A 17425-nucleotide genomic window follows, 5' to 3' on the forward strand; every position below is an offset into this window, starting at 1 on the left:
CCCTCGACGACCCCTTTTTCATCCGTTTCGGGTTTGACTATGACTGTTTCTGACTCTCTTTCAACTCAAGTTGCGATCGTAGGCGGAGGTCCCGTGGGACTTGGCCTTGCTATCGAGCTTGGGCAGCGCGGCGTGGATGTGGTGGTCGTTGAGCGCTATCACCAGCCCCAGCCCGTCCCGAAAGGGCAAAATCTCACCCAACGGACAATGGAACATTTCCATTTCTGGGGCGCCGAGCGAATGCTGCGGTCGGCCCGAACCGTGCCAACCGAATATGGTATCGGCGGCATGACCACGTATGGAACGCTTTTAAGTCCCTATACCTACGACTGGTTGCAGCGTGAACTTGTTCGACCATTCTACTATCAAGAGAACGAGCGACTTCCACAATATCAGACCGAAGCCGTGCTGCGTGCGCGAGTAGCCGAACTACCTTCAGTGAAGGTGCTCTGCGGCTGGAACGGTGACACCTTCGAGCAGGACCAGCATGGTGTAACCCTCGCTATCAGCGAACGGGAAGGGGGCGGCACCCGGACCATTAACGCGCAGTTTGTCGTCGGGTGTGACGGCAGCCGATCTCGCATTCGGAAAACAGCTGGCATCGCTCAGACGCGCTCGGATCACGACAAGCTGATGGTGCTGCTCGTTTTCCGCTCTAGCGCGCTGCACGAACTGCTCAAGCGCTATCCTAACAAATCCTTTTACAACGTCCTACATCCCGACCTTGAAGGGTATTGGCAGTTTTTCGGTCGCGTCGATCTTGGAACGACGTGGTTCTTTCATGCCCCGGTTCCCAAAGACACCACTCGCGATAATTTCGACTTCCATGCCTATCTCCACAGGGCCGTGGGACAAAAATTCGATCTAGATATCGACTATATCGGCTTTTGGGATCTCAGGTTTGCGGTGTCGGAAACATACCGCAATGGTCGGGTCTTCATTGCCGGGGACGCCGCGCACAGCCACCCGCCCTATGGCGGCTATGGCATCAACACCGGTTTTGAAGACGCAAGAAATCTGGGCTGGAAATTAGCTGCCTTCCTGCAAGGGTGGGGCGGGGAAGACTTGCTCGATTCCTATAGCGACGAGCGCCAGCCGGTTTTTGCGTCGACGGCAAGAGATTTTATTGAAAAGTCGATCCACGTCGATGGTGATTTTCTCGCAAAGTTCGATCCTGATAGGGACAAACAGGCTTTCGAAAATGAATGGAACCGCCGTCGTCATGGCGCTACCGAAGAAGTCGGCGCCTTTGAACCCCACTACGAGGGCAGCTCGACGGTGTTTGGGCCCGAGGAAGGCCGAACCAATGCCAAGGGCATGCACCAACATCGCGCGAGGGCCGGTCATCACCTGACCCCGGCAACGCTGTCGGACGGTGCGAACGTCTATGAGCGGCTCGGCACCGGATTTACGCTTATAGCGCTCGATCCCCTCCCGGGCGAAATTGGGCGATGGCTCGATGCGGCCAAGGCTCTTGGCCTGCCGCTCGACATTATCGAAGACAGCACAGCTGATAGCCGTGCGCTCTATGAGAGCCGGCTCGTTCTGGTTCGCCCCGATCACTTCATAACATGGTGCGGCGAACCGGCGGATGTTACCCCAGATCACATCCTCTCGATCGCTAGCGGCGAACGTGCTGCAACCATTGGGAGCGCAGTCGCACAATGACGGACAGCATGCCAAGAAACAACGCCGCAAGCCTTGATGGCAAAGTTGCCATCGTAACGGGGGGCGCCCGCAACATCGGGCGAGCCATAGTTGAGCGACTAGCTAGGGCAGGGGCCAGCGTGGTGATCAATTATGGCCCCGGAACGCAGGATCAGGCTGAAGCGCTTGCGTCCACTCTCATGCAAGAGGGGCGCTTCGTCGGGGTCGTCGCAGGCGACCTTTCTGAGCCCGAAACGGCTGCAGCGGTATTTGACCGCGCATTGGAGTTGTGGGGTCGTGCCGACATTTTGGTCAACAACGGTGCCATCACCGGCCCCCGCGCAAAAATCAGTCAATTATCGACCGCCCACTTCGACGAAATCTTCGCCGTTAACGCGCGGGGCGTTTTTCTGATGATGCAGCAGGCGATGGCAAAGCTCTCGGACAATGGCCGGATCGTTTCTATCGCTTCGAGCACGACCCTCTACCCACAGCCTGATCTTGGCGTCTACGCGGCGAGCAAAGCTGCAGTGAAGGCGCTGTCCGAGGCTTTCGCGCTAGAAGCTGGTCAACGGGGCATCACTGTCAACACCGTCATGCCCGGCCCAGTCGTTCCCGGCATTTTCGATTCCGCTCCACCCGAAAGGCAAAAGGCCATTCAGCAGGCGTCGCCATTCGGTCGTCTTGGCACGCCGGCCGATATCGCCGACATCGTTGCCTTTCTCGCCAGCGAGGAATCGCGCTGGATCACCGGCCAGCACATCTTGGCCAACGGCGGATCACAGCGCTAAGCACCAGAGATTTTTTTGATTTCAAAGGAGGAAAACTATGAAGAACGTCGTACTTGGAACTGCAGCCATCCTAGGCATGACGGCGAATGCTTCGGCGGCCGAATGGACGTATGCTCACTACAATCAACCAACCCACGAGTTGCATCTGGGCGTGGCACTCGAAATGGCGCAGGATGTAGAGGAAGCGACCGATGGTGAACTGACCATCCGGGTCTTTCCATCGGGTGAATTGGGCGCAGGCCCGGCTCAGCAATACACGCGCGCCCTTGATGGCATCGCCGACGTTACGCAGGGCCTCGTGGCCAGCGACACGTTCCCACTGCCGCGTACCATGTTGATGGAATTGCCGAACCTTTTCGACACCCCCCAGGAAGCCGTCGACGTGCTTTGGGAAAATATCGAATTGTTTGAACCCGATTTCCAGGGAACTAAGGTGATGGCTTTGTTCCCGAACAACCCCGCGGCGCTGGTCCTCAACCGACCGGTGAGTTCGCCAGCCGATCTTGAAGGACTGAACATTCGTGCGTCCTCAGCTATCGGAGCAGGCATTATGGAGGCCTGGGGCGCAACCCCAGTGACGATGCCAGCAGGCGACCTCTACAATGCCCTCCAGACCGGCGTGATTGATGGCGCTCTGATCGGCATCGACGGCATCAACGCCTATCGCCTCCAAGAGGTGGCCAGCCATGTCATCACTAACCTGCCGGGCAACATCACGATGTTCTATGTGGTGGCCAATCGCGACAGCTGGGATGGACTTTCTGAGGATGTTCAGGCTGACGTCCTCGAAGTGACCCAACATGCGCTGAGCATGAAGGGTGCGGACGCCTTTGCCGCTTCGGGAGAGGAGGCAATCGAAGCCATCAGTGCATCCGGGAACACTGAGATCGTCGAACTGACTGCTGAGCAGCGGGCACTCTTTGCTGAACCGCTGCCAGCCATGGTCGAAAATTATCTCGACCAGGTGAGCACTGCAGAAGGCTTCGACGCGCAGGAAATCTACACCGCGATTTCCCAGTAGCGCCTGAAAATCCGAGTGTATGGCGCTGTTGTGGTGCCATACGCTCACATTCGCACTGGGAGGTTACGTTGGTTCGCTTAGCATCCGTCCTATCGGCGCTCAATGCCGCGCTCGCGCTGCTCGCGGGCATTTTGCTCGTGTCGCTTGTCGGACTGACAGCCGTTAATGTCATCCTTCGCTATTTTTTCAGTTCAGCGGTGTTTGGCGCGTTCGATCTGCTGCAGGTTGGCGTAGCCACGGTAATTTTTCTGGCGATGCCGTATTGCACGTGGCGTGACGGACACGTGGCAGTCGATATTGCCTACAATTTGTTCTCCAAGCTGGTCCAGCGTCTCGTTCTGGCCATGTCTGACCTGATCTCCGGAACGGTTCTCGCGCTTCTGGCACATCGGTCGTCGACCGCCATGATATCGGCGTTTAATTACGGCGAGCGATCATCCCTGCTCGGCATCCCATTTGCTCCATTGTGGGGCTTTATCGCCTTGGGCGCAGCCTTGGGCGCGATCTCGTGCGTCGGAAGGCTCGCACTCAATGCGAGCGGAAATCTGCACCTCGTGCCGGGTACCAACGAAGAAGAGATCGTTTGATGAGCGCGTTCACCATTGGCTTGATTGGGATCGGCATCCTTTTCGCATTGCTTGCGCTTCGCACGCCAGTTGGCTTTGCGATGGCCGCAGTCGGATTGGCCGGTATCACGATTTTGCAGAACGAGAGAGCCGCTCTTGCAACCTTTTCGACTGAAACGTTTGAATTGGCGCTCAAGCTTGACCTCATAATCATCCCGTTCTTCGTGCTGATGGGTAATTTGGCCGGAGTCAGTGGATTGAGCCGCAATCTTTACGATGCTGCCTATGCCTGGATCGGTCACCGCCGCGGCGGGCTGGCATCAGCCACTATCTTGGGCTGCACCGGATTTTCCGCATTGAGTGGGTCATCCGTGGCTTCAGCAGTCACGATGGGGCAAGTCGCTTTGCCCGAAATGCGACGCTACAAATATGACGAGGGCTTTTCAGCGGCGTCCGTCGCAGCAGGCGGAACGCTTGGCATTCTCATCCCCCCCTCAACCGGTTTCGTGCTCTATGCGCTCCTGACTGAACAATCAATCGGTCAACTTTTTGTGGCCGGCATTCTGCCCGGCATCCTGCTGATGGGCCTGTTTCTCGCGACCATTGCAATCATCGCCTCGCTGCGGCCCGCGGTGGCGCCATCGGGTGAGCGGTTGACCGCACACGAGCGGCGTTTGGCAACGCTGAAGGCTTTGCCGTTCCTGCTGGTCGTTGTCGGGACTGTGGGCGGCATCTATGCCGGCGTCTTCACGCCGATGGAGTCGGCAGCCGTCGGTGTTGTTGCAACCCTGGCGATCGCCTTATGGAGACGATCGCTTACGCCGTCCAACTTTTCACGCATTGTGCGCCAGACAGTCTCGACGACAGTGATGTGCTACACGATCATCATTGGGGCCAACGTTCTCAACCCGTTTCTCGCCCGTTCGGGCCTCACATCCTGGGTCTCCGAGACCGTCCTGAGCCTGCCGATGGGCGCTACCGCGACCCTTCTGCTCATCCTGCTGGTCTTCGTTCTGCTCGGCACATTTATGGAAGGCTTCGCGATGTTGGTGCTCTTGGTGCCGATCTTTTTTCCGGTCATCATCGCATTGGGCGTAGACCCGATCTTTTTTGGTGTCCTTGTCGTTATCGCGCTCGAGATCGGATTGATCACGCCACCGGTCGGCATCAATGTGTTCGTCGTCAAAGCGCTCGTTCCGCATGTTCCGTCGACAAAGATATTCCTTGGTATTCTGCCGTTCGTAATCTCGATGTTGGTTGGCGTCAGCATTCTGTTGCTGTTCCCCCAAATTGCACTTTTTCTGCCCAGCACAATGTTTCGTTGATTGATGAACCAGAATTATCCGCAAAATCTTTGAAAGACTGGGTCTGTCGCGAAAGTTCGATAATGCGATGAGACCCAAAGGTAATGGTAGGAGCATGTGCTGCGGAGCTGCCGCCTTCCGTGCAGTCTGTTTCACGGTGTGAGCAAATGCCAGCATCTACAAATGGAAATGGCCGAAGTGCTCACTTGATGTAACGTAGGGACCTGCCGCGACGAGACTATTCGTTCTCGCTAATCGTGCGCCTTGAGCGTTGTGAGAAAACCCCTTCAGTGCCGCCTCGTAGCGCGCCGGGTCAGCCTTCCACGATTGTATGTGGTCAGATCCGGTTTGCAGGTATTGGGTGACGTGCTCGCGTCTCCCAACCAGGGCGTCGCTGCTGCCAATTGGAACCACACTGTCGGAAAAGCCATGGGAAAGAAATATCGGCTCTCCGAACGCGGCGAATTCATCGGTCGTGAGCGCGTCCGCCAGATGCACCGGCTCGGAGAGGCCGCTGAACCAAAGCGCGCCAAGTGCCAAAATGGGTGCGAGAGGGAGGTCCATTCGCTCGATCTGGTCGGTGAGGATTGCGTGAAAGTCGATTGCCGGTGCGTCCAGCACGATCGCCGAAAGGGAAGCGGCAGTATCAGATTGGCGCAAGAACTGGCCGACGATACCGCCGCCCATCGATTCCGCCACGACGATGATGGAAGGAGCGCCGTTTTCCATTGCGAATTGCACAGCGGTTTCCAGGTCCCGCCATTCGGTGAGGCCAAAGGCGTAGAGGCCGCTCGGATCGGCCGGTTGATTGCTGTCGTTTCGATAGCTGATCATTAGGACCGGCAGGCCGGCCTCATGGAACGTGGGGAGGAAGCGATAGCCGTTCTCGCGCCGGCCGCCAATGCCATGGACAAAGATCGCCCATGGAGCAGTTGCGTTTTCCTGTGAGGCCGGGATCAGCCAGGCGGCGAGATCGCCCAACTCGCCGCTCAACTCGACGTCTTGGAAGGTATAGCCATACGCCTGCTGTGGATCACCTTCATATCCGATATCCGCAGGGCTTTGTGGAGCCGGCCAGCCGCTGCTCTGCGCAGTTGGAGCACCAACCCGAAGTGTGGCGTCCAGCAGACTGGCAGCTTGCCAGCTACCGATCGCAATATACGCGACCACCAGCACCGCTGCGGCAATGACCGTCCATTTGAGCAGCTTTGCAGTCTTGGTCATACCTGGCCTTTCCATCGGCAGAGTGCCAGGCAAAGAATAAACATCTGATGACCAGGCGCAGCGCTAGGATGGAGGCAATAGACGCCGTTGATGCAGATATGGATGTCGGCTTCGCCTCCTCCGTGGATGACAACACCAAGCACTTGAGTGTTTCGCCGAGAAAGGCTAGCTAGTTTTTATCCCTAGCAGCGGCGAGAAGCTGTTCTTCTGCGCGATTGATCCTGTCTACGACAAGGTTTTTGGCCTCATCGATGCGTCGCTCCTTTAGCAAATCAACTAGCTGGACGTGATCAGCGCGCAGGACTTGCATGTTGTACTGGTGAGAGCGAGCAACATCGGTCATCGCCAATTGCAATTTGGCTAAAAGGCTTTCATAGAACTCGGCGAGATCCGGTGCGCCGACGAGCCCCACAATGGCAACGTGGCAGGCTATGTCGTTTTTTACAACTTCACGATGATCGCCCGAGTCGATGGCCGCAGTCAGTTTGTCGGTTGCGGTGACCAGGGGGTGGAGTGCCGCATCTTCCCTGTCGGCATAGGCCGCGACTCCTCCCACCTCCAGGAAACGCCGTGCCTGATAAATTTCGCGAATTCGCTCCGGTCCGAGGCGCGTTACGTAGAGACTGCGCGTTGTGGGATTTCGAGTCAGTAAACCTTCGACGGTCAATGTGTTGAGAACCTCGCGCACGGTTGCGCGGGAAACGCCCATTTCGCGAGCCAACGCATCTTCGGTGACCATCGCACCAGGAAGCAACCTGCGCTCGAATATGTCCGAGCGCAGGAGCTGAATGCATTGTTCGGTAACGGTCTCACGCTTGACCCGCATGTTTACTCCATCGTCGTTTGAGAGCCGGGGGTCGACCGTTGAACTTGCATGTGTGGGTTCACTGCTCTCCGGGCTTTCTCGGCGCATATGGTTGCCCATAGGTACTATCGGTCAGAAAGCGCTCGATCCGGAATTCTTCAAACGCTTCTTGCTTTTCCCCAAATATCTCAGCTGCTATCGCTTCGCCAAGGTAAGGAGCAAGAGTTACACCCGAATGGGTGGCCACGACATAGAGCCAGGGCGCTTCGGGAGCCGGTCCAACGATAGTGCGGCCGTCTTCGGGCATGACTCGCTGTCCGACAAGAATTTCTTGGATTTTTGCATCCTCGGTGTTGGCCAAAAGGGACCGTAGCCGCTCAAGGAAGATCTGCGCCAGCTCTGAATCGGGACCCGGCACGTTGCGAGGATCGGCCGTGATATCGAGGTCGAGGGCCTGCAGCATAAGCCGGCCACCTCCAGCGGGTCGGACGTTGAGCCACGGGCTCGTAATCAACCGGGAAAGCCGTACCGGAACGGGGTTGGTGACGGCGAGATAACCGACGACGATATCGCCCGGTTCGGCAAATTCTCGAACCGGTACCGAGGCTCCAGCCAAAGCGGCAAATGGGCGGGTCCATCGTCCGACCGCGGACACAACCTTTTGTACAGGGAGGCTCGTTCCGTCCGCCAGTTGCACTTCGACTTTGTCATCATCTGCATTGAACCCAGACACTGTCGTACCGGTGCGGATAACAGCGCCCGCATCGCGTGCCTCTCCAAGCATGTGGGCAAGGTATTTGGCGGGATAGGCGTAACCTTCCCTCGTGTAGTGGGCGATAAGCTGGACGCCTTCGGGCAACTCGATATCAGGGAGCAGGGTCTTGGCCTGATCGGGTGTGATTTCCTCGACACCATAGTTCCAGGCTTTCAGCCGGCTTATGCGAGCCGCAAGATTATCACGATGATGATCATCGACCGCGAATTCGATATGACCGCCCAGCCCTAGCCACCCGCTTTCGTCGGTGGGGGACATCCGCGTATGAGCCTCAAGACCGGCAAGGTTGAGCTGGTAATAGGCCGGTGGTTCCTTACCGTTGGAATTCACCCAGGCATAGGAAGTGCTCGTTGTGCCCGATCCGGCACTGGCCTGGTCCAAAAGGGTGACCTGCGCTCCCCGTTGTGCGAGCCGGGCTGCCACAGTGGCGCCAATCACGCCGGCACCTACCACTGCAATTTTCATCCTTGTCACTCCTTTGTTGTCACCAAGGCGCCGGTTAAGAACCGTCCGCCTTCAGTCTGACTGTCTTACAGCATTACAGTGAAGTGACTTAGCCGATAAAGTCAAGTTTTGCCGATATCGTGTGCAAAATTGATAAGTGCTTGTCTGTTGACCATCGTCGCAGGATGTGTGTAGCTTTGTCAGACAGACCGACTGTCCGCCAGTACGCGCGCATCGGAGGAAGCGCAATGCAGTATGTCCCCAGGTCCACGCGTCCCTTGTTGATGGGGAGCCGCTACATGGTCTCGACCGGCCATCACTTGGCGTCATTGGCTGCCGTCCGGATTCTCGAGAAAGGCGGCAATGCCGCCGACGCTGGAGTTGCGGCGGGCCTTTGTCTCAACGTGGTGCAACCAGATCTAACCCAGATCGGAGGTGTTGCCCCGATCATGTTCTACGACGCAGTACGCAAGAGCGCTTCGACCGTAGCCGGTCTAGGTGGATGGCCAAAGAACGTCGATCTCGATTGGCTCCGCAGTCAGGGCCGGATTCCTACGGGCATTCGCCGTAGCGTGGTGCCCTCCGCCATGGGGGCGTGGCTGACAGCGCTGGAAAGGTTCGGCACTATATCGGTCGCCGAAGCTTTCGAGCCTGCAATCGAGCTTGCCGAGAATGGCTTCCGCGTTCATTCCCTGTTGCATTCGATGCTTTCCGATCCTGCGACGCTGGAAGGTTTGCGGCGCTGGTCCTCCTTGGGTCGGACATTCATGCGCGATGACAAGCCGCTAGCTATTGGCGAAAGTCTGGTTCAACCCGAGCTTGCCAAAACGCTCAAAAAGCTCGTCGAGGCATCTTCGGGAGCCTCAAGCCGAGAAGAGGGAATTGCTCGGGCCTACGACCGGTTCTATCGCGGAGATATTGCCCGGGCGATGGTCGAGTTCTCCGATTCTGAAGGCGGATGGCTTGCGATGGAGGATCTTGATGCTTTCTCTGCCGAAGTCGAGCCAGCCTACGCCATCACCTACCGTGGGGCGACCGTTTATAGCTGCGGTCCATGGTGCCAAGGACCTGTGGTGCTTCAGGCGCTCAACATTTTAGAAGGGTATGACATCGCCGCAATGGAACTTGGCGGTGTGGATTACTACCACATCATTGTCGAAGCACTCAAAGCCGCTTTTGCTGACCGCGACCGATATTATGGTGACCCGCGCTTTGTCGACGTTCCCATGCAGGGACTGCTCTCGAAGGATTATGCGGCTGCCTGGCGAGCTCGCATCGATTTAGGCACGGCATCTCCCGGCATGCCCGTGCCGGGAGATGCTTGGGCTTTTCAAGGCGAATCGCACGCCAACGAATTCCAGATGCCCAAAGCGGGGGATGGGCCATTCGAGCCTGACACCAGCTACCTTTGCGTCGTCGATTCCGATGGAAACGCATTTTCGGCAACGCCCAGCGATGGGGCCCGCGAAACCCCGATCGTGCCCGATCTGGGTTTCATCATCTCTAGTCGCGGCGTGCAATCGTGGTTGGATCCAGATCACCCTGCCGCGATTGCGCCGGGGAAGCGTCCTCGGCTGACGCCAAATCCCGGGATCGTAGTCAAAGATGGCGAATTCGTCATGCCTTACGGCACCCCAGGAGCCGATGTGCAACCGCAGGCGATGATCCAGTTTCTGACCGGCTTTCTCGACCATAGGCTCGACATTCAGGAGGCTATCGAAACGCCTCGTGTCGCAACCTACAGCTTTCCGAGTACCCACGATCCGCACCTCTATCGTCCCGGGCTCGTCAAAATAGAAGGGCGAGCCCGCGCTGACGTGATGTCAGGCCTGATAGGCCGAGGTCACAAAATCGAGCCTTGGCCCGACTGGTTTGGGACTGCCGGCTCAATCGGAGCCGTCATGAGGACGCATGATGGTGCGGTCATGGGTGGAGCAGATCCGCGCCGTGTCGCCTACGCCTTGGGGTGGTGAATATGTAAGTCATTGAAGTCGAGCCGGGCGGTTGAGGGATCGTCGGCAGAAACAAACAAAGGAAGGAAAACCAATGAAGACTTTTTTATCTCGTCGCGGCTTTACCGCTTTGGGTTCAGCTGTCGCAGCGTCAATCCTCCTGCTTGGCGCAGCCGGTCAGGCGATTGCGCAAACCGACTATCCCAATCGCGATATCACGCTGATCGTCCCCTATGCACCAGGTGCCTCCGGCGACATTCTCGCACGCCAGTATGGTACTTTGTTGGGCGAAATCCTTGGCGTCACAGTCGTTGTGACCAATGCGCCTGGAGGATCGGGCACCATTGGAACCGTTGAGATATTTGGCGCGGAACCGGACGGCTATACGCTCGGGTACGGGCACAACTCACCTTTGGCCATCCAACCTCACAACAATGCGGGCCTTCCCTATCGAGGGGTTGAGGATTTCACAACTATCGGAGGGATTGGGCATCAGTCGGGAACGGTGACTGTCAATAGCGCTTCGCAATGGCAGACCTTTGCCGAGTTCGTCGAAGCGGCAAAAGCCGAGCCTGGCGCGATTTCGATCTCGGTAGGTGCGGCCGGCAACGTCAAGGATATGCAACTTCAGCAGTTCCAGCAGGCGGCCGGGGTTGAGTTCAATATTGTTCCGTTTGCCGGCGGCGGTGCCGAAGCGGTAGTCGCCGTATTGGGGCAGATTGTCGATGCGGTTTCAGTGAACGCTTCAAGTGTTCGCGGACAAATCGAGTCTGGAGATTTGCGTCCGCTCGCAATGTTTACCGGTTCGGTCCAAGACGAAATCGACGGTTTTGAGGTCATTACCGCTGAAGATTATCCTGGCATGCAATACCTCCAAGACTCCTCTGGCATCATTGCACCAGCAGAGCTTCCTGGGGATATCGTAGCCATTTTGGAATCGGCCCATCAGACCATTATGGAAAATGACGAGTTCCTGGCCGTCCTAGAAGCCGACAGCTACATCGTGGATGCGACCAACTCGGAACAATACCGCGAACAACTTTTGAACGATTACGCCAATTTTGGTGAAATCCTTGGCAACTGAGACGGCGCGCCACACGCGCACCTGGCGTATCGGCCGCGCTGCGGCCGGTGCGCTGGGATTGATCTTTTCTCTGGTCTATCTGTTCGAAGGGAAAAATCTCGATCTCGGCCGAATGGGCGCGCCCGGGCCAGGAATTTTCCCGCTCATCGTGGGCGTTATTCTAGCGCTGGTGAGCGTTGGCGTGATAGCAGACGCGCTTCTGACCAGGAGGGCGGGAAGCGCGGGTTTTCCCAAGGGGGAAAATCTCAAGCGGCTTGCCGTCATTTTCGGCGCTTTCCTCATCTATGTCGGGGTGATCAATGTCGTGGGTTTTCTCGCCGCGACGGTATCGCTGGTGACCTTTTACACCCGCATGGTCGGGCACATTTCCTGGCTCAAGGCAGTGATCTGTGGAATCGGCGTCACGGCTGTGGTCTGGGCGGCTTTCGTCCTCATCTTGGGCGTGCGATTGCCGACAGCGATGTGGGGCTGATATGGAAGCATTCTATGGACTACTTCACGGCTTTCAGGTTGCCATATTCCCTGAAAATCTCCTTGCAGCACTCATTGGCGCTGCGTTGGGAACTGCGGTCGGCGTCTTGCCGGGGCTCGGCCCTCTAGGCGGTGCGGCGCTCATTCTTCCGTTTACCTACGCCATGAGCCCCACTGCCGCGATCATCATGATCGCTGGGATATACTATGGCGGCATGTATGGCGGCTCAACGACTTCGGTGTTGCTGAATGTGCCGGGGGAGACCGCATCGGTCGTGACCACCCTTGACGGCTATCCGCTGGCTCAAAAGGGACGTGCCGGGCCCACGCTATTTATCATGGCAGTGGGATCTGCGATCGCCGCATTCATTTCGCTGATCCTTGTCACCCTTTGGTCGCCATGGCTGGCCCGGTTCGGTTTGAATTTCGGCCCGGCAGAGTTCTTTGCGGTGATGACGTGTGGGCTCATCGTACTGTCGCGCGTTTCAGGGGGGAATCTGGTCAGCAACCTTTTTCCGCTTATGATTGGAATTGCTGCTGGGACAATCGGTCAGGAAGCGGTGAGTTCCGTTGCGCGGTTCACTTTTGGCTATTTTCCCTTAATAGCCGGGCTTGAATTGACGGCGATCGCCATTGGGCTATTCGGCATAGCGGAGATTTTGCGGTTGATCGAGAATCCCGGCTCAACCCCCCGTGTCATGAGCATACGGGTCCGTGACATGCTACCTAGCCGGGAGGAATGGCGGCGCTCCTGGGGACCTTGGGGCCGTGGGTCGATCATCGGCTTTATCTTCGGACTTTTGCCTGGCCCCTCGGCCGCTCTCTCCTCCTATGCCTCCTATCAGGTGGAGAAAAAGGTCGCAAAGGGACGCGATGAGATGGGCAAGGGTGCCATTGAAGGCGTGGCAGGACCCGAAGCCGCCAACAACGCCGCGGCCACTGCGGGTATGATTCCTGTGCTCTCGCTTGGGCTGCCGTTTTCGGCCACCCTGGCGCTTATCCTTGCGGCATTGATGATCCACGGAATCCAACCCGGACCACTTCTGCCCACTCAACATCCCGATATCTTTTGGGGTGTCGTCGCCTCTATGTTTGTCGGCAACATCATGTTGCTGGTGCTCAACATCCCGATGATTGGCATTTGGGTATCGATGCTCAGGGTGCCATCATGGCTGCTCGGGGCGTTCGTTCTGGTGATCGCTACGGTGGGTACATACAGCGTCAGGCACAATATTGTGGACGTCTACGTCCTCGCCGGAGCCGCAGGGGTGGGGTACCTGTTCCATAAGTTCGGCTTCTCGCTGGCCCCGTTGATCCTGGGCTTTATCCTCGGACCGGAAATCGAAAAACACCTGCGGCAAGGGCTTTTCCTGTCGCGGGGAGATCTCTCTTACTTCGTTGAGCGTCCGATCGCGGCATGGCTGTGGGGCATCACGATTGCTGTACTGATCGGCGTGTTGATCCTGAGGTTCGTGAGGAGGGACATGTCGCGCAAGTTCGAAGCCCTCGAACTCGAGGATTGACTAAATAAGCGCTTCGCACGCTTGGACGTGCGGAGCGCTCGCTGAAATGAACTTCCTAAGCAGGGTGGCGAGGGCAAAGGTGAGTGAGAAAACTAAGGTAATTGGTGCGGCTCCGCATCGTGCGCGGGTGATGGGGCACACCCATTCGGTGTCGGCAGGCCATTATTTGGCTGCGCAGGCGGCATTCCAAATTCTCGATGCGGGCGGAAACGCGATAGATGCCGGAGTTGCTGGCGGTATCGCACTCGGGGTAGTGCAGAGCGAATATGTTGGGTTCGGAGGGGTTGCGCCCATCATGATCCGGCTTGCCGAAACTGGCCGCACCTGGACGTTCGCCGGGGTAGGTCATTGGCCGGCCGCCACTGATGTGGAGGTTTTCCGCCGACGCTTCGATGGTCGCATTCCGCGCGGAATATTGAGAACTGTTGTTCCTGCCGCGCCGGCGTCTTGGATAGCCGCACTCGAGCGGTTCGGGACGATGTCCTATGGCGAGGTCGCCTCGGCGGCGCTGCGCTTTGCCCGCGACGGCTTTCCAATGCCGTCATTGATGCGTGCGATCATTGGAAAACATGTTGAAGACTATCGGAGCTACGAGAGCAACGCCGCCATCTATCTGCCCGGCGGAAACGTGCCGGAGGTTGGCGACCGCTTCGTGCAATCCGATCTGGCGAGCGTGATCGCCTACATGATCGATGAAGAGAAGCGGGCACTGGCGACCGGAGATCGCATCGCCGGTCTCCGAGCGGCACGGGATGCTTTTTATCGCGGCGATATCGCGGCCAAAATGGTTGAATATCATACCGAAAACGGCGGTTGGCTGGCGATGGCGGATCTCGAAGATTACGAGGTTCAGATCGAAGAAGCTACCCCGAGCCGGTTCGGGGAGATGGATGTGTTTACTTGCGGGTCGTGGTGCCAGGGACCGGTACTTGCCCAGACCGTGGGCATGCTGAACGGGCGCGACCTGAGGTCACTGGGACACAATTCGGTGGAATATATCCACCTTCTAACCGAGGCGCTCAAACTCGCCTATGCCGACCGGCATGCTTATGTGGGGGATCCCAATTTCGTCGACGTCCCGTACAGGCAGATGGTGGCGCCCGACTATCTTGCTGAACGCGGGCGCAACATTTCCATGATGCAGGCCGTGCCAGGGATGCCGGAACCTGGCGATCCGCGTGGGTTTGCTGCGCCAACCTCACGTCCGGCGGTTCCCGAAGACGAGATCGAACATCTCGATACATCTTACATTTGTGTCGTCGATAAAGAAGGAAACGCTTTTTCAGCGACACCCAGCGACGGGTCGGCAACGGCTCCCGTGATTCCTGGGCTGGGGTTTGTCCCTTCAGCCAGGGGCGTGCAATCGTGGACTGATGCCGATGCTCCAGCCGTTGTCGGGCCGGGACGCCGGCCACGACTGACACCCAACCCGGTTATCGTGCACAAGCCCGACCATTTCGTCCAACCCATAGGATCCCCGGGCAATGATGTACAGCCACAAGCCATACTACAGGTAATGCTCAACATGCATGTGTTCGGCATGTCACCTCAGGACGCCGTCGAAGCTCCGCGCTTTGCCACGTTCAGTTATCCGCGTTCGTCCGAGCCGCATTCCTACGATCCTGGTCTGTTGAAGCTGGAGGGGCGGATCGAGACGTCGATAGCGAACGGACTTGCTGCTCTCGGCCATGACGTGCAGCACTGGCCCGATTGGGAATGGACCGCTGGGGCCGTCTGCACAATTTTGGCTGATCGGAAGCGGGACGTGCTTGAAGGTGGCTCGGATCCACGTCGCCCTACGGCGGCGCTCGCCTGGTGATTTTGCCGTGCCTCCAAAGAGCATTTCAGGATTTTTATTATGACAGATTTTTCCTATTCGATGCCCTATGGGGCTCCACGCCGGCCGGTTCTTGCGCGCAACATGGTGGCGACCTCCCAGCCGCTGGCCGCACAGGCGGGGCTTTCGATGCTCGCCAAGGGCGGCAACGCGGTCGATGCGGCGCTCGCCGCGGCCGCCACACTCACGGTTGTCGAGCCTACCGGCAACGGGCTGGGAAGCGATGCCTTCGCCATCGTCTGGGACGGCAAGGCCCTGCACGGGCTTAACGCGTCGGGACGCTCGCCCGCTGCCTGGACACCCGAGCGCTTTGCCGGACGTGACCGGATGCCGGTTCGCGGTTGGGAGAGCGTCACGGTGCCCGGGGCCGTCTCGGCCTGGGCCGATCTTTCAGCTCGATTTGGCGCGCTCGATTTCCAAAGGCTACTCGAGCCGGCCATCGGCTATGCAGAAGAAGGCTTTGCGGTCTCCCCTACCATTGCCGACCTCTGGGCCAAGGGTGAAGCATTGCTGGGCGATTACCCTGGCTTTGCCGAGACCTTTCTGCCAAGCCGACGTGCGCCCCATGCTGGAGAGACGTTTACCAATCCCGCGCTTGCTGCAACGCTCAAGGCCATAGCGGCAACCAGGGGCAAGGCTTTTTATAGGGGCGAACTTGCGGCCCGGATCGCCGCTTTTGCTGCCGAGCATGGCGCTGCACTGACCGAGACCGATCTGGCCGAGCATACAAACGATTGGTGCGGCACCCTCTCGATGGACTATCGCGGCGTCAGCCTGCACGAAATCCCGCCCAATGGTCAGGGGATCGTGGCATTGATGGCACTGGGGATTCTCGAAAACCTGCCGCTCGACACACAAGACCCCGACAGTGCGCTAGCGATCCATTATCAGATCGAAGCGATCAAGCTGGCCATGGCCGACGCCGAGCGTTACGTCTCGGATCCCTCCTTCATGGAAGTTCCAGTCGAAGCGATGTTGGACAAGGGGTATCTCAAGACCCGCGCCCAGCTCATCAATGCGGCCCGTGCGCAGGATTTTGGAGCAGGCGCGCCGGTCGCTGGCGGCACGGTCTATATCACGACCGCTGACGCCAGCGGCATGATGGTTTCTTACATCCAGTCAAACTATTCGGGGTTTGGTTCAGGTGTGGCCGTGCCAGGCACCGGCATTCACCTGCAAAACCGGGGAGCAGGTTTTACGCTCGAGGACGGTCATCCGAACCAGGTGGGGCCGCGCAAGCGTCCCTTCCACACCATCATTCCCGGCTTCCTGATGTGCGACGGCGCCCCGCTCATGAGCTTCGGGGTCATGGGTGGGCCCATGCAGGCTCAGGGCCATGTTCAGATGGTACTGCGCACTCAACTCTATGGCCAAAATCCCCAGGCAGCGAGCGATGCTCCGCGCTGGCGGTTCGTTTCGGGGCTCAACGTGGCCGTCGAGACGACACTGAACGCGGCAGCTATGGCGGGCTTGGAAGACCGAGGGCATCTGCTCACGCGTGAGGAACCCGATACCAGCTTCGGGTTCGGTGGCGCACAACTCATTCATCGTCTCGGCGATGGGTATGTCGGTGGCTCGGACCACCGCAAAGACGGCATGGCCGTCGGTTTTTAGCTCCAAGAAAGGTTCGTTTAATGCAGCGCTTCAAAAAAGGCAGGATTTTGCACGCCGTTACTATTCACAATGGCGTAGTCTATACAGCTGGTCTGGTTGCCGACGATCTCGATACCGATATGGCAGCACAAACTCGGCAGCTTTGCCGAAAAGTTGATGACCTGCTAGCAGAGGCGGGCACCGACAAAACCAAGATCATCCGCTCCCAGATCTTTGTGACCGATATTTCCAAAAAGCCCGAAATGGATGCGGTATGGCTCGAATGGTTGGGCGAAGACCTACCCTGCCGCTGCACGGTGGGCGTTGCCGATCTCGGTAATCCTCGCATCCTCATCGAAATCGTAATCACCGCAGCTCAATAATTTCA

General features: G+C 58.0%; 15 protein-coding genes. 12 read left to right on the top strand and 3 right to left on the bottom strand.

All coding sequences use genetic code 11. From position 1 onward, the window contains the following. Positions 1-39: 39 nt before the first annotated feature. The 5 genes from NO934_RS11175 to NO934_RS11195 all read left to right on the top strand — a co-directional run bounded on the left by NO934_RS11175 (position 40) and on the right by NO934_RS11195 (position 5350). On the top strand, positions 40-1668 hold the full coding sequence (locus NO934_RS11175) for an FAD-dependent monooxygenase (protein ID WP_309160034.1): 1629 nt from the start codon (positions 40-42) through the stop codon (positions 1666-1668). Then, positions 1665-2438 carry an SDR family oxidoreductase gene (locus NO934_RS11180; protein WP_309160035.1) on the top strand — a complete coding sequence of 258 codons (774 nt, stop codon included), beginning with the start codon at positions 1665-1667 and terminating at the stop codon, positions 2436-2438. Before NO934_RS11175 ends, NO934_RS11180 begins: the two co-directional genes overlap by 4 nt. 37 nt (positions 2439-2475) lie before the next feature. Next, a complete protein-coding gene (locus NO934_RS11185) occupies positions 2476-3459 on the top strand; it encodes a TRAP transporter substrate-binding protein (RefSeq protein ID WP_309160036.1) in 984 nt (327 codons plus the stop codon). Between the two features lie 68 nt (positions 3460-3527). Beyond that, on the top strand, positions 3528-4046 hold the full coding sequence (locus NO934_RS11190; RefSeq protein WP_309160037.1) for a TRAP transporter small permease: 519 nt from the start codon (positions 3528-3530) through the stop codon (positions 4044-4046). Continuing rightward, positions 4046-5350, top strand: a complete 1305-nt coding sequence (locus NO934_RS11195) for a TRAP transporter large permease (RefSeq protein ID WP_309160038.1) — start codon at positions 4046-4048, stop codon at positions 5348-5350. The genes NO934_RS11190 and NO934_RS11195 overlap by 1 nt, the downstream gene beginning before the upstream one ends. Before the next feature lie 156 nt (positions 5351-5506). On the opposite strand, the gene NO934_RS11200 is transcribed toward NO934_RS11195, so the two are convergent. The 3 genes from NO934_RS11200 to NO934_RS11210 all read right to left on the bottom strand — a co-directional run bounded on the left by NO934_RS11200 (position 5507) and on the right by NO934_RS11210 (position 8598). After that, a complete protein-coding gene (locus tag NO934_RS11200; protein ID WP_309160040.1) occupies positions 5507-6553 on the bottom strand; it encodes an alpha/beta hydrolase in 1047 nt (348 codons plus the stop codon). Positions 6554-6722: 169 nt separating this feature from the next. Further along, positions 6723-7379 (bottom strand): GntR family transcriptional regulator, encoded by a 657-nt coding sequence (locus NO934_RS11205; protein ID WP_309160042.1) that lies wholly within the window; start codon positions 7377-7379, stop codon positions 6723-6725. 58 nt (positions 7380-7437) lie between these two features. Continuing rightward, positions 7438-8598 carry an FAD-dependent oxidoreductase gene (locus tag NO934_RS11210; RefSeq protein ID WP_309160044.1) on the bottom strand — a complete coding sequence of 387 codons (1161 nt, stop codon included), beginning with the start codon at positions 8596-8598 and terminating at the stop codon, positions 7438-7440. 278 nt (positions 8599-8876) lie between these two features. On the opposite strand from NO934_RS11210, the gene NO934_RS11215 reads away from it, so the two are divergent. The 7 genes from NO934_RS11215 to NO934_RS11245 all read left to right on the top strand — a co-directional run bounded on the left by NO934_RS11215 (position 8877) and on the right by NO934_RS11245 (position 17420). Next, complete coding sequence (locus NO934_RS11215) at positions 8877-10550, top strand: gamma-glutamyltransferase family protein (protein WP_309160045.1); 1674 nt, start codon at positions 8877-8879, stop codon at positions 10548-10550. Between the two features lie 73 nt (positions 10551-10623). After that, complete coding sequence (locus NO934_RS11220) at positions 10624-11613, top strand: tripartite tricarboxylate transporter substrate binding protein (protein ID WP_309160047.1); 990 nt, start codon at positions 10624-10626, stop codon at positions 11611-11613. Beyond that, positions 11603-12085, top strand: a complete 483-nt coding sequence (locus NO934_RS11225) for a tripartite tricarboxylate transporter TctB family protein (protein ID WP_309160049.1) — start codon at positions 11603-11605, stop codon at positions 12083-12085. Before NO934_RS11220 ends, NO934_RS11225 begins: the two co-directional genes overlap by 11 nt. 1 nt (position 12086) lies before the next feature. Continuing rightward, positions 12087-13607 carry a tripartite tricarboxylate transporter permease gene (locus NO934_RS11230; RefSeq protein ID WP_309163706.1) on the top strand — a complete coding sequence of 507 codons (1521 nt, stop codon included), beginning with the start codon at positions 12087-12089 and terminating at the stop codon, positions 13605-13607. A gap of 79 nt (positions 13608-13686) precedes the next feature. After that, entirely contained in the window at positions 13687-15426 is a 1740-nt protein-coding gene (locus NO934_RS11235) for a gamma-glutamyltransferase (RefSeq protein ID WP_309160051.1), read from the top strand. Positions 15427-15465: 39 nt separating this feature from the next. Then, entirely contained in the window at positions 15466-17058 is a 1593-nt protein-coding gene (locus NO934_RS11240) for a gamma-glutamyltransferase family protein (protein ID WP_309160052.1), read from the top strand. 20 nt (positions 17059-17078) lie between these two features. Further along, complete coding sequence (locus tag NO934_RS11245; RefSeq protein WP_309160053.1) at positions 17079-17420, top strand: RidA family protein; 342 nt, start codon at positions 17079-17081, stop codon at positions 17418-17420. Positions 17421-17425: the final 5 nt, after the last annotated feature.

The sequence above is a fragment of the Pelagibacterium sp. H642 genome, assembly GCF_031202855.1.
Taxonomy (GTDB): Bacteria; Pseudomonadota; Alphaproteobacteria; order Rhizobiales; family Devosiaceae; genus Pelagibacterium.